Origin of the sequence: Frankia sp. CgMI4 (assembly GCF_001756285.1) — a bacterium.
Classification (GTDB): Bacteria; Actinomycetota; Actinomycetes; order Frankiales; family Frankiaceae; genus Frankia; species Frankia casuarinae.
On sequence record NZ_MAQZ01000060.1, the window covers coordinates 93,804 to 120,382 of the forward strand.

19 protein-coding genes are annotated in these 26,579 nt (G+C 70.8%); 10 read left to right on the forward strand and 9 right to left on the reverse strand.

Annotation, left to right across the window (positions count from 1 at the left end):
• Positions 1 to 128 precede the first annotated feature (128 nt).
• From Manayef4_RS08980 to Manayef4_RS08995, 4 genes are read left to right on the forward strand one after another with little or no spacing between them, the layout of a single operon-like run.
• Entirely contained in the window at positions 129 to 1,337 is a 1,209-nt protein-coding gene (locus tag Manayef4_RS08980; RefSeq protein ID WP_070131297.1) for an HpcH/HpaI aldolase/citrate lyase family protein, read from the forward strand.
• Complete coding sequence (locus Manayef4_RS08985; RefSeq protein ID WP_070131281.1) at positions 1,334 to 2,884, forward strand: phosphoribosyltransferase family protein; 1,551 nt, start codon at positions 1,334 to 1,336, stop codon at positions 2,882 to 2,884. Before Manayef4_RS08980 ends, Manayef4_RS08985 begins: the two co-directional genes overlap by 4 nt.
• Positions 2,881 to 4,038, forward strand: coding sequence for a cysteine protease StiP family protein (locus Manayef4_RS08990; protein WP_139140048.1), 1,158 nt, complete (start codon positions 2,881 to 2,883; stop codon positions 4,036 to 4,038). The genes Manayef4_RS08985 and Manayef4_RS08990 overlap by 4 nt, the downstream gene beginning before the upstream one ends.
• 17 nt (positions 4,039 to 4,055) lie before the next feature.
• Positions 4,056 to 4,904, forward strand: coding sequence for a sucrose-6-phosphate hydrolase (locus Manayef4_RS08995; RefSeq protein ID WP_070131299.1), 849 nt, complete (start codon positions 4,056 to 4,058; stop codon positions 4,902 to 4,904).
• 27 nt (positions 4,905 to 4,931) lie between these two features.
• Here Manayef4_RS08995 and Manayef4_RS09000 read toward each other — a convergent pair whose 3' ends face one another.
• Positions 4,932 to 5,207 (reverse strand): hypothetical protein, encoded by a 276-nt coding sequence (locus tag Manayef4_RS09000; RefSeq protein ID WP_023841106.1) that lies wholly within the window; start codon positions 5,205 to 5,207, stop codon positions 4,932 to 4,934.
• A gap of 1,162 nt (positions 5,208 to 6,369) precedes the next feature.
• Between Manayef4_RS09000 and glgX the strand changes: the two genes are divergently transcribed.
• A complete protein-coding gene (gene glgX, locus Manayef4_RS09005) occupies positions 6,370 to 8,739 on the forward strand; it encodes a glycogen debranching protein GlgX (RefSeq protein WP_254665547.1) in 2,370 nt (789 codons plus the stop codon).
• On the opposite strand, the gene glgP is transcribed toward glgX, so the two are convergent.
• On the reverse strand, positions 8,736 to 11,294 hold the full coding sequence (glgP, locus tag Manayef4_RS09010; RefSeq protein WP_070131283.1) for an alpha-glucan family phosphorylase: 2,559 nt from the start codon (positions 11,292 to 11,294) through the stop codon (positions 8,736 to 8,738). The genes glgX and glgP overlap by 4 nt on opposite strands.
• A 133-nt stretch (positions 11,295 to 11,427) precedes the next feature.
• Positions 11,428 to 13,431 (reverse strand): acetate--CoA ligase, encoded by a 2,004-nt coding sequence (gene acs, locus Manayef4_RS09015; RefSeq protein ID WP_070131284.1) that lies wholly within the window; start codon positions 13,429 to 13,431, stop codon positions 11,428 to 11,430.
• 262 nt (positions 13,432 to 13,693) lie between these two features.
• On the opposite strand from acs, the gene Manayef4_RS24885 reads away from it, so the two are divergent.
• On the forward strand, positions 13,694 to 13,840 hold the full coding sequence (locus tag Manayef4_RS24885; protein ID WP_157858550.1) for a hypothetical protein: 147 nt from the start codon (positions 13,694 to 13,696) through the stop codon (positions 13,838 to 13,840).
• Positions 13,837 to 14,613: an enoyl-CoA hydratase-related protein gene (locus Manayef4_RS09020; RefSeq protein ID WP_011438038.1), complete on the forward strand. Its 777-nt coding sequence runs from the start codon at positions 13,837 to 13,839 to the stop codon at positions 14,611 to 14,613. The genes Manayef4_RS24885 and Manayef4_RS09020 overlap by 4 nt, the downstream gene beginning before the upstream one ends.
• Before the next feature lie 157 nt (positions 14,614 to 14,770).
• Here Manayef4_RS09020 and Manayef4_RS09025 read toward each other — a convergent pair whose 3' ends face one another.
• The gene (locus Manayef4_RS09025; protein WP_023841111.1) at positions 14,771 to 15,811 is read right to left on the reverse strand and encodes an endonuclease/exonuclease/phosphatase family protein; all 1,041 of its coding nucleotides are present in this window, start codon (positions 15,809 to 15,811) and stop codon (positions 14,771 to 14,773) included.
• A gap of 184 nt (positions 15,812 to 15,995) precedes the next feature.
• Positions 15,996 to 17,387 carry a transcriptional regulator gene (locus Manayef4_RS09030; RefSeq protein WP_070131285.1) on the reverse strand — a complete coding sequence of 464 codons (1,392 nt, stop codon included), beginning with the start codon at positions 17,385 to 17,387 and terminating at the stop codon, positions 15,996 to 15,998.
• Positions 17,388 to 17,852: 465 nt separating this feature from the next.
• On the opposite strand from Manayef4_RS09030, the gene Manayef4_RS09035 reads away from it, so the two are divergent.
• Positions 17,853 to 18,638, forward strand: coding sequence for an electron transfer flavoprotein subunit beta/FixA family protein (locus Manayef4_RS09035; RefSeq protein ID WP_070131286.1), 786 nt, complete (start codon positions 17,853 to 17,855; stop codon positions 18,636 to 18,638).
• Positions 18,639 to 18,651: 13 nt separating this feature from the next.
• Entirely contained in the window at positions 18,652 to 19,614 is a 963-nt protein-coding gene (locus tag Manayef4_RS09040; protein WP_011438034.1) for an electron transfer flavoprotein subunit alpha/FixB family protein, read from the forward strand.
• Between the two features lie 87 nt (positions 19,615 to 19,701).
• On the opposite strand, the gene Manayef4_RS09045 is transcribed toward Manayef4_RS09040, so the two are convergent.
• Genes Manayef4_RS09045 through Manayef4_RS09060 form a run of 4 tightly spaced genes read right to left on the reverse strand, consistent with a single transcriptional unit; the run spans position 19,702 to position 24,053 of the window.
• Positions 19,702 to 20,496, reverse strand: coding sequence for a hypothetical protein (locus Manayef4_RS09045; protein WP_023841113.1), 795 nt, complete (start codon positions 20,494 to 20,496; stop codon positions 19,702 to 19,704).
• A 54-nt stretch (positions 20,497 to 20,550) separates the two neighbouring features.
• On the reverse strand, positions 20,551 to 21,369 hold the full coding sequence (locus Manayef4_RS09050) for a vWA domain-containing protein (RefSeq protein ID WP_011438032.1): 819 nt from the start codon (positions 21,367 to 21,369) through the stop codon (positions 20,551 to 20,553).
• Between the two features lie 47 nt (positions 21,370 to 21,416).
• Positions 21,417 to 22,586 carry a hypothetical protein gene (locus Manayef4_RS24890; RefSeq protein WP_175443350.1) on the reverse strand — a complete coding sequence of 390 codons (1,170 nt, stop codon included), beginning with the start codon at positions 22,584 to 22,586 and terminating at the stop codon, positions 21,417 to 21,419.
• A gap of 51 nt (positions 22,587 to 22,637) precedes the next feature.
• A complete protein-coding gene (locus Manayef4_RS09060; RefSeq protein WP_049760986.1) occupies positions 22,638 to 24,053 on the reverse strand; it encodes a phosphotransferase in 1,416 nt (471 codons plus the stop codon).
• A 549-nt stretch (positions 24,054 to 24,602) separates the two neighbouring features.
• Here Manayef4_RS09060 and Manayef4_RS09065 point away from each other — a divergent pair.
• Entirely contained in the window at positions 24,603 to 25,736 is a 1,134-nt protein-coding gene (locus Manayef4_RS09065) for an ROK family protein (protein WP_083282362.1), read from the forward strand.
• Positions 25,737 to 26,579: the final 843 nt, after the last annotated feature.

The following is a 26,579-nucleotide window of genomic DNA, read 5'->3' on the forward strand; positions in this document are numbered from 1 at the left end:
TCGGATGCCTTTCGCCAGGTACCGTCACCGAGAGGCAACGTTTCACGATCTTGCCGGCTTCGGTCGGCGCGCACCGTTTCGGGATGCTCGTCGAACGACGCCCCTGCCTTCGACGAGGAGAACGCTGCTTGCGCCACTTCGCCTTTCTAGGCCCCGAGACGGTTGACGCGCTGTTCCTCCGGCCGCCGGAGGACATCACCGTGAATGATGATCGTCATCTGCTGGCCACCGCGCTCGGCGCGACCCTCTACGCCCCGGGGACGCGCCCCCGGTTGGCATCGGACGTGTGCAGACAGACCGCGGCGGGGGTGACCTCGATGGTTCTCTGTCTGGAGGACTCCATCGCCGACACCGAGGTGGCCGCAGCCGAGGCCAACGTCGTCGCCGCGTTGCGCGCGCTCGCGGYGGAGCCCCCCTGGGCCGCGGGCGCGATGCCGCTGCTGTTCGTCCGGGTCCGCGCGGTCGGGCAGATCCCGGATCTTGTCGACCGGCTCGGGCCGGCCGGAGTCGGGTGTCTCGCCGGGTTCGTGCTGCCCAAGTTCGCCGAGGAGGGTGGCGAGGYGGCGATGGAGGCGGTGCTGCGGGCCTCCGAGACGGTTGGTCGTCCGCTGTGGACTATGCCGGTGCTGGAGAGCCCGCAGGTCATCAACCGGGAGACCCGGGTGGAGGCGTTGTCGGCGGTCCGGCGGCTGGTCGACAAGCACGCCGACCAGGTGCTGGCGATCCGGCTCGGTGCGACGGACCTGTGCGGGCTGTTCGGGCTGCGCCGTGACCGCGACCTGACGATCTACGACATCGCCGTCGTCCGGGACTGCATCGCCGACATCGTGAACATCTGCGCGCGGGGCGGTGACCACGTCGTGACCGGACCGGTGTGGGAGTACTTCGCCCAGCCGGAACGGCTCTTCGTCAGCTCGCTGCGGGTGACCCCGTTCGCGCAGGCGGACCGCGTCGACGGCGGGGAGGAAGCGATCCGGATGCGCAGCGAACTGGTCTCCGCGKACCTCGACCGGCTGATCCGGGAGGTTGTTCTGGACAAGGCCAACGGCCTGATCGGCAAGACGGTGATCCACCCCAGCCACGTGCCCGCCGTGCACGCGCTGCACGTCGTCACCCAGGAGGAGTACACCGATGCCGAGACCGTCCTTGACGGGGATGCCGGCGGGGTACGGCCGAGCAGCTACGCRAACAAGATGAACGAGCTGCGTCCGCACCGGGCCTGGGCCGAGGTGGTGATCCGCCGGGCGCGCGCGTTCGGTGTCCTGCGCGAGGGCGACACCTTCGTCGAGGTGCTGGCGGCGACGCACGGTCGTTTCGACCAGTGGAATGCCCGATGACGGCGACGGCGGGGACGGACGCCCCCACCGGCGCGCCCATCCCTCACCCGCCCGCGCCCGCGCCCGCCCGCGGCCCAGCGGCCGCCCCCGCGGGGATGTGGCTGTGGACCGAGCTGGGCCTTGATGTCCAGGTCACCGCGGACGTGGCGGGCCAGGGGTTGCACGCCCTGGTGGGACTCGCCCTGCGCCGCAACCCACGCCGGGCGCACCTGTTGGTCAGCCGGGTGCTCGGCAAGCATCTGCCGGTGGCACCGGCCGAGGCGCTCGCGGCCGGGGCCGGGGTTGCCGCGCTGGTCCGGGCACTGCCCGGCTTCGAGGAGGCCGGAAAGCGGGTTGCGGACCMGCGGGTTGCGGACCCGCCGGTGCAGGGTTCGTCGGCCGAGCAGCCCGGGGGCCYGCGGACCGGCCCGATCGTGATCGGTTACTGCGAGACCGCGACGGCCTTGGGGCACGCGGTCGCCGACGGTCTCCCGGCGAGCCACTACCTGCACACCACCCGGCGGCCGCTGCCCGGTGTCACGCCGATCCTCGAGTTCGTGGAGTCCCATTCCCACGCGACCCACCACTGGCTGATGCCCGAGGACCGCGAGATCCTGCGGTGCGGCGCGCCGATCGTGCTCGTCGACGACGAGCTGTCGACCGGGCGTACCGCCCTCGGCACGATCCGGATCCTGCAGGCCCACGCCCCGCGCGAGCACTACGTGGTTGCCACGCTGCTCGACGCCCGTCCGCCCGCGGCCCGGGCCGCGTTCGCCGATCTCGCCGGCGAGCTCGGGGTCCGGCTGGATGTCGTCGCCCCGCTCACGGCCACCGTCACCGTGCCGGCCGAGATCGCGGACCGGGCCGCGCGGATCCGCGCCCGGTTCGCCGGGGGCGCGGGCGGTCGGGACGCGGCGCGGGCGACGGGGGCGCTGGTGGCCCACCCGGTCCGCCGGCTGGTGGCCGACTGGCCGTCCGACCTGCCTGACGGTGGCCGTCATCGCTGGTCGCCGACCGACCGCCACCGCCTCGACGAGGTCGTGCCGCCGGTCGCCGCGACGGTACTGGCCGCGCTGACCCGGCCCGCGGGTCGCACGCTCGTGCTCGGGACGGAGGAACTGATGTACACGCCGATGCGGATAGCGGACGCGCTGGCCCGGACGAGTCCGGGTGAGATCCGCTACCAGTCCACGACGCGTTCGCCGGTCCACCCCGTCGACGTCGACGGCTACGCCATCCGCGCCGCCCTCACCTTTCCCGCGCCGGACGACCCGGGCCGGGCCAGCCACGTCTACAACGTCCGGCCCGGGATGTACGACGACATCGTGGTGGTCGTCGACTCTGTCCGGGTCGTCGACTCTGTCCCGGACGTCGCCCCGGGGGCGGACCGGAGCTCTCCCCGTGCGGATACCGGCCTCCACGGCATGCTTACTCAGCTACGCCGATGCGCTCCGGTCACGGTGCTGACACTGCCCTCCTACCAGCCCTCCTACCGGCCGTCCCCTCGACCGACCGGTGCGCCGCCCGCCGCCGGACCGCTCACCGGTGCGCCCGGGGATGCCCGGTGAGCGGGATCGGCGCGGTGGATCCCGCGCTCACCGGCACCGTCGGCTCGGGTTCATACGATCCGGCGGACGTGACCTTCCTGCTGACCGACCTCAGCGCGGTCGCCCTGGAGCGGCCCACCGAGGACCGTGAGGAGGCCATGCAGGCCGGCCGGCACTACTCCGAGGACCTGCCGGTCGAGTACCAACCCGACGCCGGTTACCTGGAGCTCTACCACCGGGCGCTGGACCGGTCGGCCCGCCGGGTCGCGCTCGCCACCGGCCTCGTGGCGGAGCTCGTACGGGTCACCAAGCCCGAGCCGGTCCTGGCCTCGATCGCCCGGGCCGGTACCCCGGTGGGGATCCTGATGCGGCGCTGGTACGGCTGGCGCCACGGGCTCGACACCCCGCACTACGCGATCTCGGTGATCAAGGATCGCGGCGTGGACCTGAACGCGATCCGCTACCTCACCTCCCGGCACGACCGGAAGGTGATCCAGTTCGTCGACGGCTGGACCGGCAAGGGGGTGATGACCCGGGTGCTGACCGACGCGGTGGCCCGGCTCGGGCTGGACGACACCCTCGCCGTGCTGGCCGACCCGGCTCGGTGCGTGCCGCTCTACGGGACCCGCGACGACTTCCTCATCCMGAGCGCYTGCTTGAACTCGACKGTGAGCGGGCTGGTCAGCCGGACCGTCCTCAACGCCGAGCACATCGGTCCTGATGACTTCCACGGTGCGAAGTACTACGCCGAACTCGCGGCGCACGATCTGTCCCGGCACTTCGTCGAGACGGTGGCGGCCCACTTCCCCGAGGTGGCCGACGAGGTCGCCGAGACCTGGCCGCGGCTGTGGGCCGCCGACCGCAGTCCGACCTGGGCGGGCTGGGCGGCGGTGGAGCGCATCGCGGCCGCGTTCGACATCCCCGACGTGGTCATGGTGAAGCCGGGGGTGGGGGAGACGACCCGGGTCCTGCTGCGCCGGGTGCCCTGGCGCATCCTCGTCGCCCCCGACCGGCTCGACGAGCTGACGCACGTGCTGGCCCTGGCCGCCGACCGCGACGTCGAGGTCCAGGAGCTGGCGGACCTGCCATTCTCCTGTGTGGGGCTGGTCCGCCCGGTCGGCGCGGCACCGGTCTTCCACACCCCGAACGCGCGCTGGCGCCCGGACGTCCTGTGACGGCCGACTCGTCCCCCGTGACGGCCGGTCCGTCCGCCGCGTCCGGGCCGCGTCATCTGCTGGCCTGCGACCTGGACAAGACGCTGATCTTTTCCCGGCACTCGCTGCTGCTGGYCGACGACCGGCCCGCACCGGAGCTCGTCGAGGTCGAACGCCTCGACGGAGCGCCGATCTCGTTCGCGACGGCGCGGTCGCTGGCCCTGCTCGCCGAGTTGCACGACCTCGCCGTCCTCGTCCCGGTCACCACCCGCACCCTCGCCCAGTACGCGCGGGTCGAGCTCGGGGTCCGGCCGCGCTACGCGATCGCGGCCAACGGCGGGCACCTGCTGGTCGACGGGGTTCCCGATCCGGCCTGGGCGGCGGACGTGGCTGCCGAGGCCGCCGCCGCCTGCGCCCCCCTGGCGGAGATGGTGGCGCTCGCCGAGCGGTCCGCCGCCGGCGGCTGGGCCCGGCTCGTGCGGGTCGCCGACGGGYTGTTCGTCTACCTCGTCGCCCACGACCGCGCTGGCATTCCCGACCTGACCGGGGAGGCCGAGACGGCGCGGGCCGCGGGCTGGGCGATGTCGGTGCAGGGGCGGAAGGTGTACTTCGTCCCATCGGTCCTGACCAAGCAGCGCGCGGTGGTCGAGGTCGCCCGCCGTGCCGGTACCGCCCGGCTGCTGGCCGCGGGGGACTCTGTGCTCGACGTCCCGATGCTCGCGGCGGCCGACCACGCCATCCGTCCGGCCCACGGTGAGCTGCACGAGCTGGGCTGGTCGGGCCCGAATGTCACCGTCACCGCCGCGGCCGGGGTGCTCGCGGGCGAACAGGTGCTGGCGGCGTTCGTCGCGCGGGTCCGGGCCGAGATCGCCGCCGGGAGTCGCTGAACCTCCTCGCGCGACTTCCGGGCCCGGTCAGACCGGGCCTTGGCGGCGCTCCTCCGGCGTGCCCGGCGGCGGCAGCGGATCGGAACCGGGGCCCATCCCAGGCGTCCAGACGTCCCGGTAGTGGGGGCAGCGGTCAGGGACCGCCTGGAGGTTGAGATTCGGGAGGCCGTCCCGGTCCCGATTGCCCTTCCGGGCGTTCGCGCGGGCCTGTGCCTGGGCGCGCCGGCACTTCGGACACTCCAGAATGATCACGTCTGGCCCCTCGGGGGTGTTGTCCTGGGCTGACGGCTCATCACGGCTCATCACTCACCTTTTCTGCTTCCCGGTGCCGTCGCAGCTGGTGCACTTGTCCTTACCTTGACCGTCGAACATGCCGTCCGCGTCGAGTTCAGCGGTCGGGCGGCCGGCCCGCCCGGAGCCGCCGCACGTCGGGCAGGTGAGTGGGCCTTGGTTGACCATGTCGTCCGGGTCGGCGGTGTTTTTTGTCCCGCCGCGCTTCGTCCCGGAACGCCCGGTGCTTGATCCGCCGGACGTGTTACCCCGTTTATCCCGGTGCTTAGGTCTTTGYACCACGCCGCCTCCTGTTGCTCTCCGTCTCCCATCGATCCCTACCCGCATCAACGGTAGCGGCGGAACACCCACGTCGGTACCAGGACCGCCGGAACTGTAACCGTGCGTCCGGCGTAGCACACCAGGCTCGGGAAGGTCAGACGGCGGCGTTATCCGCAACGTGCGGGGGTGCGGTGCTGAGAGCTCGGCGCAACTTGACTACCTCGGCAGGCGCGCCCGGCCCGGACGGAAGTGCCACAGATAGCCGACGCACCCTGCCGACGACCGATGCGGATGGCCACGCCGCGTTCGCGTCGAGCGCGGCGAGTCCTCCCGCTGCCGCTGCCGCCGGATCGTCTACTTGGGCGTGCGCCCCCGCGAACAGGGCATTCGCGCGAGCCTGGTGAGAGAGAGTCGGTAGGCCCGACAGGGCTTCGGTGACGCGAGGCTGAACTTCGGAGGAATCRCCAAGTTCAGCCAGGGCCATAGCCGCCCAGATCAGTTCCTCGCTCTCCTCCCAGGCCGCGGCGGCGGGATAGGGCGGCAGGGTTGTCCGGCTCGTTTGCATCACCGTCAGGGCTGACCGGGCTTCACGTCAGGGCTGACCGGGCTTCATCTGCCTGGTTGAGTGCGACGTGGGCCACAGCCTTGTACGCGGCCAGTCGAGGCCGGACGTAGGGGGGGTCCACGCCACCCCTGCGCCCTAGCAGCCGTCCCCGTCCGCGCAGCCGTCCCCCTTCTTTTGACGTCATCCCCGGCCTGTTCCACGGCCACCGTGTTTCCCGTGCTCCGGAGAAGGGGATCGGTTAGCGTCGCCAAGGTGTCCGACACCGTGAAGACCACCGTCTCACCGGACATAGCGGCATCCCCGGGCGTACCGGCGCCGACCGCCTCCGGGCTCGCGCCGGGGTGCGCGGTGCCACTGGGCGTGACCTGGGACGGGTCCGGGGTGAACATCGCCGTCGTCGCCCCCGGGGCCGAGGCGGTCGACTTCTGCCTGTTCGATGCCGACGGCCGCGAGACACGCCWTCGACTTCCGGAGCGTGACGGCGGGGTGTGGCACGGCTATCTGGCTGGCGTCCGCCCCGGTCAGCGTTACGGCCTGCGGGCACACGGTCCCTATGACCCGGAGCGGGGCCAGCGGTACAACCCGGCGAAGCTGCTGGTCGACCCCTACACCCGATCGGTAGCCGGGACGCTGCGCACGGACCCGGCGATCTACGGGTTCGGTGGCGGCGACCCCTACGGCTTCGAAYCGGACCCGCGGGACTCCGCACCTTTCGTGCCCCGCTGCGTCGTGACCGGGCCCGGGCGGGCGCAGCGGGGCTCCGCCGGGACCAGGGAGTCCGGATTCGGGGACCCAGGGATCGGGGACCCCGGATCCGGGAGTGGCGGTTTGACGGGTCACGGCGTACACCCGGCGGACAACCGGCCCACCATCCCCTGGTCGGACACGATCATCTACGAGGCGCACGTACGCGGGCTCACGAAACGTCACCCGGACCTGCCGCCACGGTTACGCGGGACATACGCCGGGCTCGGCCACCCGAGCGTCCTGGCRCACCTGCGCCGGCTCGGCGTCACCGCGATCGAACTGCTGCCGGTGCACGCCTCGGTCTCCGAACCGGCCCTGCTCGAGCGCGGAAAAATCAACTRCTGGGCTTACAACACCCTGGCCTTCTTCGCCCCTCATGCCGGGTACGCGGCCACTGACGATCCGATCGGCGAATTCCAGGCGATGGTCGCAGCCCTGCACGCCGTCGGCATCGAGGTGATACTCGACGTCGTCTACAACCACAGCGCCGAGGGCAGCGAGCGGGGCCCGACGCTGTCCCTGCGTGGCCTGGACAACACGACCTATTACCGGGTAGAGCCGATGGATCCCCGGCGCTACCGTGACGTGACCGGCTGCGGCAACACCCTCAACACGTCCTCACCGCACGTCGTGCGGCTGATCTGCGACTCGCTGCGGTACTGGGTGACGGAGATGGGCGTCGACGGGTTCCGGTTCGATCTCGCCACCGCGCTCGCCCGCAATCCCGACGCCTTCGACCCCGCGGCAAGCCTGCTGACCGCCATCCACGCCGACCCGATCCTCGCCACGGTGAAGCTGATCGCCGAGCCGTGGGACGTCGGCTGGGGCGGATACCAGGTGGGGGGGTTCCCGGCACCCTGGGCGGAGTGGAACGGGCGGTTCCGTGACACCGTGCGCGACGTGTGGAACAGGTACACCAGCGGCGTCGCCGATCTGGGCTATCGGGTGTCCGGCTCGTCGGACCTGTTCGAGCACGGCGGCCGACGCCCCTGGGCATCGATCAACTTCGTCACCGCCCACGACGGCTTTCCCCTGGCCGATCTGGTCTCCTACAACGAGAAGCACAACGAGGACAACGGCGAGGGCAACCGGGACGGCGAGGCGGACAACCGCTCGGCGAACCACGGGATGGAGGGTGCGACCGACGACCCGGCGATCCTGGYCATCCGCCGCCGGGTGCGCCGGGGACTGATCACGACGCTGCTGCTGTCCACGGGCGTCCCGATGCTGCTCGCCGGCGACGAGTTCGGTCGCTCGCAGGGCGGCAACAACAACGCCTACTGCCAGGACAACGCGGTGTCCTGGCTCGACTGGCCGACCGACCTCGTGGGACCGGAGGACGTCACCGGACCGGAAGGCGTCACCGGACCGGAGGACGTCGCGGAGCCGGACCACGCCTACCCCGACCCGGCCGGCCCCGACCCGGCGCTGTGTCGGCTGGTGGGCGGGTTGGCGGCACTGCGTTCCGCCGAACCCGTGCTGCGCCGCGGGCGGTTCTTCCACGGCGGCCAGTCGGCACCCGGGCGACTCGCGGACATCACCTGGTTCCGTGCGGACGGGGCGGTGATGTCGGTGGCGGACTGGAACGCCCCGCAGGTCGAGACGCTCGTGGCCCATGTCGCCGGCAGCCCCGTCGCCGGCAGCCCCGTCGCCGGCAGCCCCGTCGATGAGGATCCTGCCGGCGGGCGGGGAACGCACGATCTACCGGCCCACGGCGCTGGCCTGGTGTACGTGTTCCACCCGGATCGCGGCGACACCGTCGTCACCCTGCCCGGTGCTCCCTGGGCGGCCCGCCACGACCTGCTGCTCAATACCGCCGACGACGATCTTGCCGGATTCCCGGCGACCGTCGCGGTACCGGGAACCAGCTACGTCGGCGGCGAGTCCCTGACCGTGCTGGGCCACAGCGTGCTCGTCCTACGAGCCCATCCCCCCGGCACGGCGGCTTCCCCGCGGTGTGGGGACCCCTAAGGATTGGTGACCAGGCCCAGTTCGGCGATGCTCGCGGTGAGTGCGTGCCGGGGCAGCACCCGCACCGTGTAACCGAAGGGTCCGGTGCGCCCGAGCGGGATGGTGCCCTCGTAGCGGTAACCGCCCTCCCCTTCGCCAACCGGCTGCAGGAACAGCGTCGAAGGATCCAGGATCCGGTCGGTCTGGTCGATCCGGCCGTAGGAGGCGAGGACGTCGATGTCCCCGAGTGCCAGCTCACCGAGGTCGACCGTGGCCCGCACCACCAGCGACTGGCCCACCTGAGGGGTGTCACCGAGACCAGCGGAGTCGACGTTGAGCACGCGGACCCCGGGCCACGCGGCATGCACCCGGCTCTTCCAGGCGGCCAGGTCCCGGGCTCCGGCGAAGCCGTTGGCGGCGGYGGCCCGGGCCGAGACACCGGCCGGCACGTAGTAGCGCTCGACGTACTCCTGGACCATGCGGCTGGCCAGGACCTGAGGACCGAGGGCCGACAGGGTGTGCTTGACCATCGCGGCCCAGCGCCGCGGGATGCCGTCGCCGGGCTCCGAGTCGTAGAAGCGGGGGGCGACAGTGTTCTCCAACAGGTCGTACAGGGCGGCGGACTCGATGTCGTCGCGCCGGTCGGGGTCCTCGACCCCGTCCGCGGTCGGGATCGCCCAGCCGTTCTGGCCGTCGAACATCTCGTCCCACCAGCCGTCCCGGATGGACAGGTTCAGGCAGCCGTTCAGCGCGGCCTTCATCCCCGACGTGCCGCACGCCTCCAGCGGACGCAGCGGGTTGTTCAGCCAAACGTCCGATCCGGAGTACAGGAAGCGCGCCATCCCGATGTCGTAGTCGGGGAGAAAGACGATGCGCGACCGCACGGCCGGGTCGTCGGAGAACTGGACAATCTGCTGGACGAGTTGCTTGMCGCCGTCGTCGGCGGGGTGCGCCTTGCCGGCGATGACCATCTGGATCGGCCGCTGCGGGTGCAGCAGCAGCCGGCGCAGCCGGTCACGGTCCCGCAGCATGAGGGTCARCCGCTTGTAGGACGGCACACGCCGGGCGAAACCGATCGTGAGGATGTCCGGGTCGAAAACCGACTCCACCCACTCCAGCTCACCRGGTGCCGCGCCGCGCTCGAGCCAGGAGGCCCGCAGCCGGCGGCGGACCTCGGTGACGAGGCGCTCCCGCAGTTGCCGCCGGGCGGCCCACACGACCTCGTCGGGCAACGTGGAGATCTTCTCGAATCCGGCCGCGTCGTCGGAAAGCAGGCCCGGGTCGGGCTCGCGGTCAGCAAGCTCGATAATGGGCCGGGACACCCAGGTCGGGGCGTGCACCCCGTTGGTCACCGAGCCGATCGGGACCTCGGCGGTGTCGAAGCCGGGCCACAGCCCCGCGAACATCTCCCGGCTGACGATGCCGTGCAGCTTGCTGACGCCGTTCGAACGCTGTGCGAGCCGTAGGCCCATGTGGGCCATGTTGAAGACGTTGGGGTCGGCCTCCACCCCGAGCTGCAGGATCCGCTCGACCGGCACGCCGGGCCAGCCGTTGTCCCCGCCGAAATGGCGGGCGACCAGGCTGCGAGGGAACCGGTCGATGCCGGCGGGGACAGGGGTGTGGGTGGTGAACAGTGTGCCGGCGCGGGCGGCCTGGAGCGCCTCGTCGAAGCTGAGCCCGTTCTCGWCGAGTTCCCGGATCCGCTCCAGGCCGAGGAAGCCCGCGTGCCCCTCGTTGGTGTGGTACACCTCGGGCTCCGGAGTCCCGGTCACCGCGGCGTAGKCGCGCAGCGCGCGGACACCCCCGATGCCCAGCAGCATCTCCTGGAGCAGCCGGTGGTCGGTTCCGCCGCCGTAGAGCCGGTCGGTCACCCCCCGCTCGGCCGGCTGGTTGTCCTCGACGTCCGAGTCGAGCAGCAGCAGYGGGACCCGTCCGACCTGCGCCTTCCAGATCTGCGCGTGCAGCGTGCGACCCTCGGGCAGCCCGACGGCCACCTTCACCGGCATCCCCGCCGTATCGGTCAGCTGGGTCAGGGGGAGCCCGTGCGGATCGATGCCCGGGTACCGTTCCTGCTGCCAGYCGTCCCGGGACAGCGACTGCACGAAGTACCCGGCCCGGTAGAGCAGGCCGACGCCGATGATCGGCACGCCGAGGTCGCTCGCGGTCTTGAGATGGTCCCCGGCGAGGATGCCGAGGCCGCCGGAGTACTGCGGCAGCACCTCGGTGATACCGAACTCCGGGGAGAAGTAGGCGATCGCCGACGGGGCGCCCTCGGCCTTCCGCTGCTGATACCACAGATCGGCCGTCAGGTACTCCTGGAGGTCGTCCGCGACGTCGGTGAGTCGGCGCACGAACCGGCGGTCGGCGGCCAGCGCGAGCAGCCGGTTATGATCCACCTCGCCGAGCAGGCGGACCGGGTCTCCCTTCGTCGCCCGCCAGAGCTCCGGATCAACAGACTCGAACAGGTCCAGCGTCTCGGGATGCCAGGACCAGCGAAGATTCAGGACTAGTTCCCCCAGTGGAGCAAGCTGCCCGGGGAGCTGCGCACGGACGGTGAACCGTCGGAGGGCTCTCACGAAGACGTGAGCCTAGACAGTGCCGGCGACGTCGACACACCCGGGTGCGGCCAGCTGGTCCCGRCCGGGAAACAACTGTCATGTCGACCCGATGACAGCCAGAATTGTCCGGAATCGGGGACCGGAACCRCCCTTACTCGTTGTCTCGGGCGGTGCCCACCTTGGCCGTGAGCGCGGCCATCACCGCGGGGTCGCGCAAGGTCGTGACGTCGCCGAGTTCCCGGCCTTCGGCAATGTCACGCAGCAACCGGCGCATGATCTTGCCGGACCGGGTCTTCGGCAGGTCGTCGGCCCAGATGATCCGCCGCGGCCGGGCGAGCTTGCCGATCCGCCTGGCCACGTGCTCGCGCAGCTCGGCCTCGGTGGCCTCGTCGCCCGAGCGGTCACCGGCGAGCGTCACGAACGCGACGATCGCCTGGCCGGTCTGCTCGTCGTACTGTGCGACCACCGCCGCCTCGGCGACGGCCTCATGGGCGACGATCGCCGACTCCACCTCCGCGGTGGACAGCCGGTGCCCGGACACGTTGATGACGTCGTCGATCCGCCCGATGATCCAGAAGTAGCCGTCGGCGTCGAGGCGTGCGGCGTCGCCGACGACGTAGGTTGACGGGCCGAAGCGGGAGAAGTACGTCTTGACGAATCGCTCGTCGTCCTTGTAAAGGGTGCGCAGCATGGACGGCCACGGCTTGGTGATCACCAGGATTCCGGTGCCCTCAGTGACCGGCTCGCCGTCCTCCGAGAGCAGCGCCGGGCTGATACCGGGCAGCGGCAGGGTCGCCGAACCCGGTTTGGTCGACGTGACGCCGGCCAGCGGCGAGATGAGCGCGGAGCCGGTCTCGGYCTGCCACCACGTGTCGACGATCGGGYAGCGACCACCGCCGATGACCACGTGGTACCACAACCACGCCTTCGGGTTGATCGGTTCCCCGACCGTRCCGAGTACCCGCAGCGAGGACAGGTCGTGCCGACCGGGATACCGCGCGCCCCACTTGATGCACGTACGGATCGCCGTCGGCGCCGTGTAGAACACGGTGACCTTGTACTCCTCGATGAGCCGCCACCAGATGTCGTAGTCGGGGTAGTCCGGCGCCCCCTCGTACATCACGCTGGTCACGCCGTTCGATAGCGGGCCGTAGACGATGTAGGAGTGCCCAGTGATCCAGCCGACGTCCGCGGAACACCAGTAGACGTCGGTGTCCGGGTCGATGTCGAAGACCGCCCGGTGAGTGTAGGTGGCGCCGAGCAGGTAACCCGCGGTCGTGTGCAGGATCCCCTTCGGCTTCGCGGTCGACCCGGAGCTGTAGAGGATGAACAGGGGATGCTCCGCGGACAGCGGTTCCGGCGGGCAGTCGGGCGCCGCCGTGGCCAGCAGCTCGTGGTACCAGACGTCCCGGCCCGCGGTCATCGGCGCCCCGGTACCGCCCGGCCCGGACACGACCACAATGTGCCCCAGCGCCGGGAGGTCACCGAGCTCCGCGTCGACGGCGGCCTTCACCGGCGCCGTCCGTCCCTTGCGCCGCGCGCCGTCCACGGTGATCAGCACCTTGGCGTCGGAGACCTCCATCCGCTCCCGGACCGCGGACGGCGCGAAACCGMCGAAGACCACGTTGTGGACCGCGCCGATCCGGGCGCAGGCCAGCATCGCGACGGCCACCTCGGGAATCATCGGCAGGAAGATCCCGACCACGTCGCCGGCGCGCACGCCGAGCGAACGCAGCCCGTTCGCCAGCCGCTGGGTGTCGGCGAGCAGGTCCGCATAGGTGACGGTGCGCCGCTCCCCCTCCTCCCCGTGCCAGTGGAAGGCCACCCGCTCGCCGCGCCCGGCCGCCACGTGCCGGTCCAGGCAGTTCTCCGACAGGTTCAGCATCCCGTCCGCGAACCAGGTGTAGAAGGGCGGGTTCGAGTCGTCGAGTACCTGCGTGAACGGCGTGTGCCAGGTCAGCAGCTCCTCGGCYTTGCGAGCCCAGAACGCGTTCGGGTCCGCCTCGGCGGCGGCCCGGTCGGCGTCCATCGGCAGGCGCCGGGTGAAGGCCGCCGATGGGTCGAAACGCTCCACCGACAGCAGACTCTCCAGGGTCGCCTCGAGATCGGCGACGTTCTCGAGACCGGTCGAGACGCTGACACCTGTGTCGGTCACGGCTCCTCCTGGGTCGGCTCGGGACGAACAGCACGGTCACACGCTGCCCCCCCGGTCTACCACGAAGGCCCGTCAACTCTCAGGAGTTGCGCGGCAGGTTCCGGCGGTCGGCAGGTTCCGGGCGTGAGAGGGGACCGGCCGGCGGCCGACCGTTGGCAATGTCCGCTATTTCCTGCTATGGGCTAGTGCGCCGGGTGGAACCGAGCGATCCCCGAACCCGATCTGGAGATGATTGATGAAGATCAGCGGGTGTCGGCCTATCGTGGCGACCGACATCTACAGCGACATCGAAACCATCCTCAAAGCCGGCACCGTCGACGATCTCGGCGGGTCGGACGGGGTGGGGAACGCCGGGGCGCCGGACGCCTCGCCGGTCATCGAGGGCCTGAAGCGGGAGGAACGCGGATGAGTGTGGTGCGGCTCGAGGTTGACGGCGGGATCGGCACCATCCGGTTAGACCGGCCGCCGATGAACGCGCTGGACTCCACGGTCGCCGCGGAGCTGCGGACCGCCGCGGTCGAGGCGACCCGGCGGTCGGACGTCCGCGCGGTGGTGCTCTATGGCGGGGAAAAGGTGTTCGCCGCCGGGGCCGACATCCGGCAGATGGCGCCGATGGGTTACGCCGAGGTATCCACCTGGGTGGGCGATCTGAACTCCACCTTCGAGGTCGTGGCCCGGATCCCGAAGCCCGTGGTCGCCGCGGTGACGGGCTATGCCCTGGGCGGCGGGTTGGAGCTTGCCCTGTGCGCGGACGTGCGGGTCTTGGCCGAGGACGCCCGGGTCGGCCAGCCCGAGATCCTGCTCGGAGTGATCCCCGGCGCGGGGGGCACCCAGCGGCTGCCGCGCCTGATCGGCCCGTCCCGCGCCAAGGACCTCATCTTCAGCGGCCGGCAGGTCCGGGCGGCCGAGGCAGCGGAGATCGGTCTGGCCGACGCCGTCGTTCCCGCGGGTGAGGTGTACGTGCAGGCGAAGCGGATCGCGGGCCGGTACACGAACGGCCCGGCGATGGCGCTCGCGGCGGCGAAGCAGGCGGTTGACGACGGCGCGGAGATCGCGTTGGCCGAGGCGCTACGTCTGGAGGCGGCGCTGTTCGCCGGGCTGTTCGCCACCGAGGACCGGCGGATCGGAATGGAGTCCTTCCTCGAGAGCGGGCCCGGCAAGGCCGACTTCATCGGCCGCTGACGGAGACCCCGTGCGGTGTCTGTGGTAGGGGTCCCCGGATTGCGCCGAAGGCGCGCGATGGTTGTCCCAGGAGGATCGCCGGAGGCGATTCGACGGAGACCCCGTGCGGTGTCTGTGGTAGGGGTCCCCGGATTGCGCCGAAGGCGCCATCCGGGGGTTACCGCATGGCCAGGTCGGCGATGACCGGCCGATGGTCACTGCCGAAGTCGCCGCCGACCTCGAAACCCGTCACCGCGAACGCGGGTGAGGCCAGCACGTGGTCGATGCGCAGCACGGGCGGCAGGATCAGGCTCTTGGAGTTCCAGGTCGGTTGCCATCCGCCGCCGACGACGTCGTGCGCGTCGCGTACCCCCGAGTTCACCAGCCGACGGAACGGCCGGTGGTCCCGGGTGGCATTGAAGTCGCCGGCCATGACGACCGGCAGCGTGGCGTGCTCGAGCTGCGCGCGCAGCGTGTCGAGCTGGGTCCGCCAGCGGTCGGTGTAGGCGCTGGTCGTCGGTGAGATCGTGTGCACCGCGTACACGACGAAGCGTCGACGCTCATCCACCTCCACGGTGGCCCGCAATGACATTGCTCCGCCGACGATCGGGGCCGCGGCGTCGTGCAGCGGGAAGCGGGAGAACACGGCGGCGCCGAACGCACCCGGCTCCGGGTGCACCTCGCGGTACCGGTAGCTCGCCAGCGCTCCGGACGAGGTGACCCGCGCCAGGGTGAGCGGGGAGAGCTCCACGAGGACGAGCACGTCCGGGTTCGCGGCGCGGATCTGCGCGCCCAGCCGGTCGGCGTGGTCGTTGTAGTAGAGCAGGTTCGCCGACATCACCCGCAGGCGCGCGGCACCCTGCGGGGCCTCCTCGGCGCCGCCGGGGAAAACCTCGGGCAGGGTCCAGAACAGATGGATGGCGATCAGGGCCATGGAGATGATCATCAGCAGGTTGCGACGGAGCGCGAAGGCCACCGCCACGGTGGCGTAGGCCGGGAGGTAGAGCAGTTCGGTCCCGGCGTTGATCGCGGAGTAGGGCCAGCCCACCGCATCGTCGAGATGGGCCAACCGGCCGAGGGCGATCCCCCCGAGTCCGGCCGCCGCGACCCACGCGACGATCACGACCAGGGGGCGGACCGGGAAGGTCGGGTGCGGCCGGGGCTCCGGGGCGGCGACCGGGATGTCCTTGTGCCGGGAGGTGGGGTCGGTATCCGGCACGGCGGAACCGGACTCCTGCGCGGAACTCACTTCACCAGAGTGCCCGGCTGACAGGGCCGTCCGGGAGGCGGGTGCTCCCGGACGGCCCGTTCGGTGGTGAGAGGTCGGTAACGGTGGGGCCGATGGCCGTAGCTTGCCGGGGCCGGGAGCCGTCGGCGCCCGTGCGGCGGCTATCGGTGACTGGTCAGGTGGCGGCTGTGGCGCCGGCCGCGGCGCCGACCAGCGGGCGCGCCCGTTCGTGCCATTCGCGGACCGCCACCGTCGGGTGCGTGTCGAGCTCACGGTCCAGCTCCCGCAGCTTCTCGGTGACCCGAGAGGACGACAGCTGCCCGGCGACGGCGACGGCTCGGTAGCCCGCCTCCAGGGCGGCCTCCAGGTCCGGAGTCGGTCGGCGCAGGTAGGCCAAGGCGAGGTCGGCCTCGGCGTAGCTGCGGGTTCGGGCGCGCGCCGCGCCCTGCAGGCTCCGGGCCTCGAGCAGTTTCGTCTCGGCCGGTCGGGCGCGGCCCAGCAGTAACAGGCAGTGACCATGGCACTCGGCGACGTCGCCGGCGTTGTAGTGGCCGGCCCAGGACGGTCCKTCGTCCCCGTCGCTGCGCGCGATCGCCCGGTCCATCTTGTCCAGGGCCTCCATGCAACCGGCCTCGTCACGGTTGCGTGCCAGTGCSCAGGCATGCTTGTCGTGCAGCATGGCCTGCACGGCATACGAGGAGTGCCGCACCGCGCGGCCGAGGGCCGCCCGGGCCAGGGCGAGGCTCTGCCGGGGATGGCCCAGCCGGGCGGCCTGGTCGCTCATCGCGGACAGCACCCGGCCGGCGAGCATGGCGTCGTCGGCGTGCTCGGCGAGGCTGAGGGCCTGGATGTAGTAGCGCTGCGCGAGGGCCTGCCGGTTGCTGTCCTGGGCGAGCCACCCGCTGAACTGGGTCAGCTCGGCCAGCGCACTGAACAGGTCGGGGCTCGGCCGCCCCTCCCGGGCGGCCCGGGTCCGGTCGTGCAGAAAGGCGACGACCTGAGGCCGGATCTCGTCGCCGCCGAACTTTRCGTCCAGCCGGCGGAAGGTCTCGGTCATATCCCGGATCACGGCGCCGGCGGAGGCTCCCGTTGATTCCGGCCTGGCGACCCGGTCAACCACTCCGGTGAGGCTGGAGAGGACCGGATCGGCGAAGGCCGATGCGATAAAGGCCGTTCCGTCGTGCAACAGGTCGCGTCGCCGCATGTCTCGTCCCGATAGTCCGGCAAGGGTGCTTAGGGTCTCGGTGGGTGCGTTCGAGCTCGACAGCCCGAGGTCGTCGCGTTCATAGGACTCCCCGCGCCAGCCCAGATCCACCGGCCGGACCGGGTATCCCAGGGCCGCGGATATCTCGGCCGCCGCAAGTTCGGCGACCATCGGGTCACGCGGCCGCATCCCGCGACGCCAGTGACCGACGGTGGTYCTGGCCAGGCCCAGCTCGATCCGGCGCTGATGGCGGGCGCGGGCGTTCACCTGCCGGGCGAACCGGGTGTCGGATACCCCGGCCTCCCGCAGCAGACGCTCGAACTGGGTCGTGGGAGAGGGATCTCCGGACGACGTATTCGACATGTGTCCCCCGTCGAGGTAAAGATGGCTTAAATCCATAATGTCGGTGCCTTGCGCACCTCTTGGGCAGAAAGTAGCCGAGAAGTCACGTTGCAAGGAAGAGGGTGTGCATAACCCGGCCGGAATGCACGACCAGTCGGGGCCGATGCCTCTAGCGGATCCCCGGATGGTCGGTAAAAGAACGTGCGGAATATCTCAATCATTACGGAAAGTGGCGGATCCATTTTCTGCACATACATCTGCATGGCGTGTCTCCGCGCGCCCCGAGAGCGCTGGAGGGCCGGAGATGGGCGCGGACGGACTAGGCTCCATAACGGAGCGTAGTTGCCGCCCGGTTTCGGCCCGGCTGTCCAGGTCAGGGGCGTACTGCGGTCCGCGTCACGTCGTCGATCATTGAGCGCGTGAGCGCCCCAGATGCGACGATGTCAAGGGACTGACATCGGATGTTGGCTACGGAGGCCCCAACGCGTGAACATCGTCGTTACCGTCAAGCAGGTTCCTGACACCTGGGCGGAGAAGAAGCTCGACGCCGCGGACAAGACCGTCGACCGTAAGAGTGTCGACAGCGTCATGAACGAGATGGACGAGTACGGGGTCGAAGAGGCCCTGAAGATCAAGGAAGCGCACGGGGGCGAGGTCACCGTCGTCACGATGGGACCGGCCAAGGCGGCCGAGACGATCCGCAAGGCCCTGTCGATGGGCGCGGACAAGGCCGTGCACCTGACGGACGACTTGCTGCACGGGTCGGACGCGCTGGCGACGTCCGCCGCGCTGGCGAAGGTGATCTCCACGCTGTCACCCGACATCGTCATCACCTCCAGCGAGGCTTCCGATGCCCGTGGCGGCGTCATCGGTGCCCTGTTGGCGGAGCGGCTGGCCCTTCCCCAGCTCACCYAGGCCCGCAAGGTCACGGTGGATCCGGCCGCGGGTAAGGTCACGATCGAGCGTCTCGCCGACAACGGCTACGCCCTGGTCGAGGCAAGCCTGCCGGCCGTGGTCGCCGTGGTCGAGAAGATCAACCAGCCGCGTTACCCTTCGTTCAAGGGCATCATGGCGGCCAAGAAGAAGCCGCTGACGACGTTGTCCGCCGCGGACGCGGGTCTGGACGCCGGTGCGGTCGGGCTGGCCGGCGCCACGTCGACGGTCGTTGCCTCGGAGCCCGCGCCGCCGCGGTCGAGTGGCACGATCGTCAAGGACGAGGGCGACGGCGGCACGAAGGTCGCGGAGTTCCTCGCGGCGCAGAAGCTTATCTGAGGGGTTTTGTCCGATGGCTGAAGTTCTCGTGCTCGTCGAGCACGCCGATGGTGAACCCAAGAAGGTCACCGCGGAACTGCTGACGCTCGCCCGTTCGCTCGGCGAGGCCGCCGCGGTGTTCCTCGGAGCGCCGGGCACCTATGCGAAGGCCAAGGAGTACCTCGCGCAGTATGGCGCCGCCAGGGTCTACGTCGTCGAGTCGGAGGACGTCGTCGGCTACGTGGGCGCGCCGGCGGCCGAGGTGCTGGCCAAGCTGGTCGCGGACGCGTCGCCGGCCGCCGTTCTGGTCGCCGCCACCGCGGACTCGCGGGAGATCGCGGCCCGCGTCGCCGCGAAGACCGACTCGGGCCTGATCTGGGACGCTGTCGCGCTGACCCCCGATCTGGTCGCCACCCAGGGTATCTTCGGCGGCTCGACGATCGTCACGTCGAAGGTCGTCAAGGGTGTTCCGGTGGTCGTCGTCCGGCCGAACTCGACGGCGCCCGAGGCCGCCCCGGTGACGCCGTCCGARCAGACGGTGGACATCGCGATCTCCGACGCCGCGAAGGGAGCCAAGATCGTCGACCGCGTCGTCGAGGCGAAGTCCGGCCGCCCGGACCTCACCGAGGCCCAGGTCGTCGTCTCCGGTGGTCGCGGTCTGGGCGCCGCCGAGCACTTCACCCTGGTGGAGAAGCTGGCCGACACCCTCGGCGCCGCGGTCGGCGCGTCGCGTGCCGCTACCGACGCCGGGTGGTACCCGCACCAGAACCAGGTCGGGCAGACCGGCAAGACGGTGTCCCCGCAGCTCTACATCGCGGTCGGCATCTCCGGCGCGATCCAGCACCGGGCCGGGATGCAGACGTCCAAGACGATCGTCGCGATCAACAAGGACCCGGAAGCGCCGATCTTCGAGTTCGCGGACTACGGGCTGGTCGGCGATCTGTTCAACGTCGTCCCGCAGCTCATCGAGGCGATCGAGAAGCGCAGGGCCGGCTGATCGATCCCGCGGACCGGCCACGGCCGGGCGTCCATCCGTCTCGGCGAGGGTGGCGCCCGGCCGTCGTTTAGGATCCACGCCCGTGCGTCACCTCCGCGGGTCCTCGCGCACCCGGAGCACCACCAGCGTGAGGTCGTCGTGGTCGATCTCGCCCGCGTCCTTGAGCTGGTGGGCGAGCCCCTCCAGGTTCGGCTTGCGTAGGTCGGGAAGTCGCCGCCAAACCTCCGGATCAGTCCACGGCAGGGTGTAGAGCCACTTGCTGATCGCGTCGCTGCCGAGCAGGAAGACCTCCCCCGCCTCGGCGAAGCCCCGCCGCACCCGCACCGGCCAGCCCTCCCCGGTCGGCGCGAGCCGACGGGCCCGCCCGAGGTCGCTGGGCACCAGGTCGGGGGTGCTCGTGAAGGCTGCCGATGCGGAGTACGGGAAGAACTCGGGTTGCGCGCCCGCCAGGATGGCCTTCGGCGAGGGCACCCGGACCAGGCAGGAGTCGCCGACCGCGATCGCCTCCCACTCCAGCCGGCCGTCGTGTTCGTTCTCCTCGCTCCTGAACTGCAGCCCAAGAAACGTGGCGAACGCCGCTTCCGTCGCACCGACGCCCTGGAACCGCCAGTCGTCGGGATCGACCGTCGGCGGGCTCAGGTTCCAGATCCTGATCGTCTCGCGGAACCATTCGTAGATGCCCTCGGCCGAGGCCCCGATCGGCGGCGGCGCGTTGACGTATCGCGTGACCAGCAGGTTTGCCCACCGCCGCACGTCGACCCCCTCCGACGCGCCATCCGCGACGGCCGCCCGCCGGCGCGCCGTGCTCACCATCGTCGCGTCTTCGGAGGCATAGCCGCTGTTTTTCGGCAGCCACACCTGCACACGGCCCGTGACCCGCACTCCCGCACCTCTCCTTCCTCGGGACCCACCGCAGCCGTCGGCCCACCGCCCCACTCAGGCGTCGACCTGAGCCACCTGGGTGCCGACGGTGAGGGCGAGGACGATCGCGTCGGGTGTCGCGTTGGAGACGAATCCCCGGGCGCCGGGCCGGGTCTGCACGCCCAGGCGCTCCGCCGCGGTGCGCATCAGCGGCGGCAGCTCGCTCGACATCCGGAACAGCCCGCGAGCCCACTCGTCGGACAGCTCGGACTCGGCCGCGGGGAAGGTGGTGGTGGTCTGCGCGACCGCGGAGATACTGATGTTGAACAGCAGCAGGTTGCCGTCCGCGGTGCGCAGTGACCGTAGCCGGTCGGCCCACATCTGCACCTTCTCGGGCTCGCCGTCGGTGGCGGCTCCATCGGTGATGTTGATGATGATCGGGGGGAAGGAGTCCTGGTGGCTCTGGGCCCAGCCGGAGGCGAGGCTCCCGGCCATGTCGAGGGCGGCGCACATCGGGGTGAGGCCCGCCCCGAACGGTTCGAACCACACTGGCATCGAGGAGCCGTGCCGCTCCTCCCGGCGCAGTACGCAGGAGAAGAGGTCCGGTACCGAGACCAGCCACTGGCCGGCGAGCGCTCCGGTGAACAGTGAGCGGGCCTCCTGGCCGCTGTAGCCGAGCACGGCGATGTCGTAGTAGGGACGCGGACCCTCGCCGCGCTCCTTGCTGCACCGACGGATGATCATCGCGAGGGTGTCGTTGACGATGTCGGCGAGGGCCTGCGCCTTGGAGATGCCGGGACGCCCGGCGATCGGGTAGTTCATCGAGTCGGACTGGTCCAGCAGAAAGATGAAGCAGCCCGGGGCACGCCGGTCGATCTGCTTGGTGTAGGGCATGGGCGTCGCGCTTCCTCAGGAATCGGATCAGTACCGGGGGAGTCGGATCAGTACGGGGGGAGGTGGTCGTCGGCGGAGAGAGCGCCCGGGGGATCGTCCGCCGGGTTCGTCGGGAGGATGTCCGGCCAGGGCTCGCCGGCGCCCACCCGCCATGAGTTCGGACATGCGCGGCAGGCGTAGGACGCGTCGACCTGGACGCTCCCGCACGAGCACTGCGGGTCCTCCAGCAGCGTCCGTCGATCGATCACCTCGACTCCGATCGGATGGATGGCGGCGCCCGGTCCCGGGGGGGCCGGGCGCCGAGGCGGGAGCGGACGCTGGGAGGCGGCCGGCGGGAAGTCGGCCGGCGGTGCCGGCCGCGGGTACCTAGCCGGCCGGAAGTCGGCCGGCCGGAAGTCGGCCGGCCGGAAGTCGGCCGGCCGGAAGTCCCGGGGCGACGTCGGTTCCGGGTAGGTGCCGCGACCGGTCACGGCGTGGATGAAGCCGGCCAGCGGAACCACGGCAAGGCCGACCGCGAAGATCAGAAGCCAGCGCAGCGCGGTGCCGATCCGGCCGGGGCCGTGGGTGCCGTCGTGCACCGAGGCCGGCACCAGGACCTTGTGGTCGTCACCGATCGCCTCGACCGTGTCCGGAAGTGCCTCGGCCACCTTGTGGACGTCCGGGCGGGCACCCGGACCGACGGCGACGAGCAGCCGGGCGCCGACCTCGGCGAGCCGGGGGACGTCGGCGGCCGGCACCCCGAGCAACGAAACGCCGGCCGTGGACGATGCCGCAGGTGGGGTGTAGGCGGTGAAGACCGGGCCGTCCTTTCCCGTGCCGCGGGTGAATCGGGGCGGGAGCGGGACGTGGAGCAGCTCACCGTCCTTGAACGGATGATCGGCCACGGCGTCCGGGTTGATCCCGAGTGCCGCGGCGATCTGCTCCCGGGTCTCCCCGGCCCGCACCTTGTACTGGATGAACAGCTCGGGCTCGTCCGGCTGCGGCGCCGACGACGCCACGAGTATCACCTGGTTGACGTCGTTGCCGCCGGCCGCCCGCAGGGCCTGGTCGGCGGAGGTCGTCACCAGGATCCTGATCGGCGACGGAGCCGTTCCGCCTCCGCCCGAGATMAGGCCGACGACGGCGATCGTGACCGCGGCCACGAGGATGCAGACCCCGATGATCCGCCGGTGGCGGCTCGGCCACGCGGTGTCGTCCGGCCCGCCTGACGGCGCCATGCCGCCTCCCATCGGTTGTCTCGAGTGTCTCGAGCCTTCGGTCGTCTGGTGTCATCCCACGGTGAGGATGATCAGGATGAGTGCGAGGATGGCCAGGGCCGCGAGGACGAGAGCCGCCGTGCGCGACCCGGAGCCGCGGTTCGGCACGGATCCGGAGGGCGACGCCCGCCGCGCCCCGTCGCCGGCCGCGGAGGTCGCGCCGGCCCGGCTGGAACCCGAGGCGTCACCGGCGCCCGCGGCCGTGCCGCCCTGACCCGCCGAGGGACCGGTGTTCGGCGATGTCCTGGTCGTCGCGTCCCAGAGATTCCGTCCCGCGGCTGGGGTGGCCGGGGTGCCTGGGGTGGCTGGAGCTCCCGACGGAGAGGGCGGGGTCGGCGGGGTCGCCCAGCCCTGGCTGGGATCGATCGGCTTCGTCGGGACGGACGCCTGGCTCGGTTCCCACCAGGAACTCCCCGCGCCGAGGGACGGCGCGACCGCCTCGCTGACAGGYGCGTCCGGCAGGGCGCTGTCGGCGTCGCGCAGCAGCGTCGGCAAATCGACGTCAACCGCCGGCGGCCCGAGACAGAAGCGCCTCAGCAGCGGGACGAGCCGACGGACCTCGCCGTCCCGGCTTGCGGCGAGTCGTGACCAGATCGGCGTGTGGTCGGGCTGGGCGAGGTCGGACGCGCTCAGGATGAGGTTCTCGTCGCGGTGGAACTCTTCCCACAGGGCCGGGTCGGCGGCGACCGCCAGCACCGAGAGGTAGATGACGAGACCCGGGAAGGTGTCGACGCGGCGGTCCCAGTAGCCCGTCGACTGCCGGCGGGGGTGCTGGTAGTGGCGATGTCCATGCTCGTCCGGCGGCAGGTGCGCGACCGCCGGGACCCAAACCGAGTCCAGGTCCACGAGGCGTACTGAACCTTGTTCGGTGACGAACACGTTGCCGTGCTGCAGATCGCCATGGGCGATCTCGGCCTTGCTCATCTCACCGAGTAGAAGCTTCCATCCGGCGGCGAGGTCACGCAGTGCTTCCGGAGATGCGAGGTGCTGGCGGACGTAGGTCCGCAGGGTGGTGCCCTGGACCTGGTCCATGACGACCACCGGCCACCATTTCTCGCCGACCCGCACTCCCTGCGCGACCCACTCGGCTTTCGGGAAGGCTGACAGTACCCGATGACGACGTAGATGATTCGTTACCGCCGCATAGCGTTCGGCTCCGCCGGTCAGCGGCCGGGTCGGACAGCGCAGCGCGAAGGCACTGCCCGTCGCCGCTCCGAAGAAAACGACCGCCGACTCGCCGGTGACCTGCACCGGGGCACCGAAAGCGTCCCGTTCGAACCGGGCGGTCCGCAGCCGTGGATCCGTGAATACCTCCGCGCCAGTGGAGACCGCAGCCTCGAACTGACCACCRTTCGGCCAAACTCCCGCRCCGAGCACGCCGCTTCCCCCTGGGACGGACCGTCGGAAGTAACCGCCACCGTCGTTCAACCGGTGATCGTCCTTGCCCGTCGGACATTAGCCGACCGCGGATCGGCTTGTCCATGTGCTCGGCGGCCGAGAAGCCCGTGGACCTCAGGTGATCGCCGTGAGCCCGCCTCAGGATGGTTTCTTCGTGGAGGCGACCGCGATCGGGGATCGGCCTGTCGCCGGCCGCCCCAACCATTCAATCCCACAATTTCACGGGGTCGGGTTCGCGGCGGGTCGGGTTCGCGGCGGGTCGGGTTCGCGGCGGGTCGGGTTCGCGGCGGGTCGGGACTGGGCCGTGGCGGCCTGCCGGGTTTCGTGCGCCGGGTTGCGCGTTCCGCGGGGCCGAGGTCGGTGCGGGCCGATCGCGGGTACGCTCCACCTCTTCCGTCGCTCCAGGTCGGGAGAGACCAGGTTGGTACCGGTGGTGGATGTCGGCCTCCAGGCCGGTTTCCGGTGGTCGGAAGGGTTGCCGAGGGCGGACGGGTCACAGCCGGGTTTCAGTTACGGCCGGGTTTCACGAGGTACCGCAGGTACCGACGGTCGATCGGCGAGCAGAGAGGCGCCAGGACGATGTCCCAGTCGCAGGAGGCGTTCCAGCCATGGGAGGCGGGCGGGCCGCGGGACGTCCGCGCGTCGGGCAAGGAGCCCGCGGGTGCGGAGCCGGCGCGTGCGGACGGCCGGAAGACCTTCGCACTCGCCCTCGACATCGGGGGAACCAAGATCGCCGCCGGTGTCGTCGCGGGGGACGGCACGATCGCCGCTCAGGCCCGTCGCTCCATGCCGGTCCCGCGTCCGGCTTCACCGGCTTCACCGGCTTCACCTGATCCGGACGGCGCTGGGCCGGCGTCGGCCCGGGCGGCAGGGGTCGATGCCGAGGAGGTCTTCGCCGTCGTCCAGGACTGCCTCGACGAGGCGCTCGCCGCGGCGCGGATGCGTCCGGACGAGATGACGGGACTCGGCTGCGGGTGCAGCGGTCCGATGGACTGGCCGGTCGGTGAGGTCTCCCCGYTGAACATTCCGGCCTGGCGGGGATTCCCGTTGCGGGCGCGGCTGCGGGACGCATACCCGGGCGGCCCGGTTTTGATCCACAACGACGCCGTCGCCCTCGCCGCCGGCGAGCACTGGATGGGTGAGGGCCGTGGCGTGCGCAACATGCTCGCCGTCACCGTCTCCACCGGCGTCGGAGGCGGCCTGGTTCTCGKGGGCCGGTTGCTGCACGGCACATCCGGCAATGCCGGCCATATCGGTCACATGGTGGTGGAGGCCGACGGACCTCCTTGTCCGTGTGGGGGACGTGGATGTCTGGAGGCGCTCGCGTCGGGTCCGCGGACGGTGGCCTGGGYGATCGGCGAGGGCTGGGTGCCTTCGGGGGATCAGCCGGCCAACGGTCGCGTGCTTGCAGCCTCGGCACGGGCCGGCGACGGCGTCGCCCGGCGGGCCCTCGCCCGCGCGGGTGCTGCGGTGGGAGCCGGACTGGCCTCCTGCGCGAGCCTGCTCGACCTGGAGGCCGCCGTGGTGGCTGGCGGGTTTGCGCAGTCCGGCCCGATCTTCTGGGACGCGCTGTCGGCCAGTTTCGATCGTCACACGGGGTTGGCGTTCACCCGGCGGATGCAGATCAGACGGAGYTCCGATCCCAGCCGGATCGCGCTTCGGGGGGCCGGCGCCTTCATCCTCGCGCCGGAGCGGTACGCCTGGGAGGGCTAGTACCGGCCGGTACGACGTTTTCTAAGACGTCGCCTGGTGTGTCGGTCTCGCCTGGTGTCCCCTCCTCCTCAAACATGCCTCGCTGGCGCGTCTGCCCGGCCTCACAGCCTCGCGGCTGGGTAGACGCGGGAGGGGCAGGTGTAGGGAGCGTGCGGATCGGAGGTTCGGGTGGTTTGGGGATCGCTGACCGGGGTACCCCCGCATCGGACCCGGTGTCTGCGCCGGCGGGCGGACGGCACCGGTGAACGAGGGACGAGGCGGGCCTCGGCAGCGGTTCGGCGAGGGAGGGAATCGGCGCGGGGGCCCGGAGGTTGTCAGCTGCAGGGATTGCGCACTGTCAACCGTCGGTGCCAGAAAGTTATGTCCTCGCGTCCGCTCACCATGCCCGGACTCGTGTATAGTTCCTCTTCGTCGCCCACCGAGCTCCTCCGGGAGCCGGGCGTCGCGCAGGACCAGATCTCCTCCGAGGGGGCGTAGACCCCCCGAGGAAACGGGCCGCGGACGGTGCGATAAGGTACGAGAGTGGCAAACACCGGTACGTGGGTAGGTTAACTACCGGGCCGGAGTGATTTGACACAATCAAGCCAAAGCTCATAATCTAGGAAAAACGTTCCGGTTGATCGCTTTRAACGCGAACGTCCGGAGTGTGCAAGAAGGTAAGATCTGTTCGGATGTGAACATTTCGCACAAAAAGAAGCGATTTGACACCGCCGGGCAAGCCGAGTAACTTAAAGAAGCACCAGAACGAAGCCCTGAGGGTGGAGGTCTGGTAGCGCCTGCTCCTTGAGAACTCAACAGCGTGCCGATTGTCAGTGCCAATTGTTTTACCCCGTTCATGGCCTG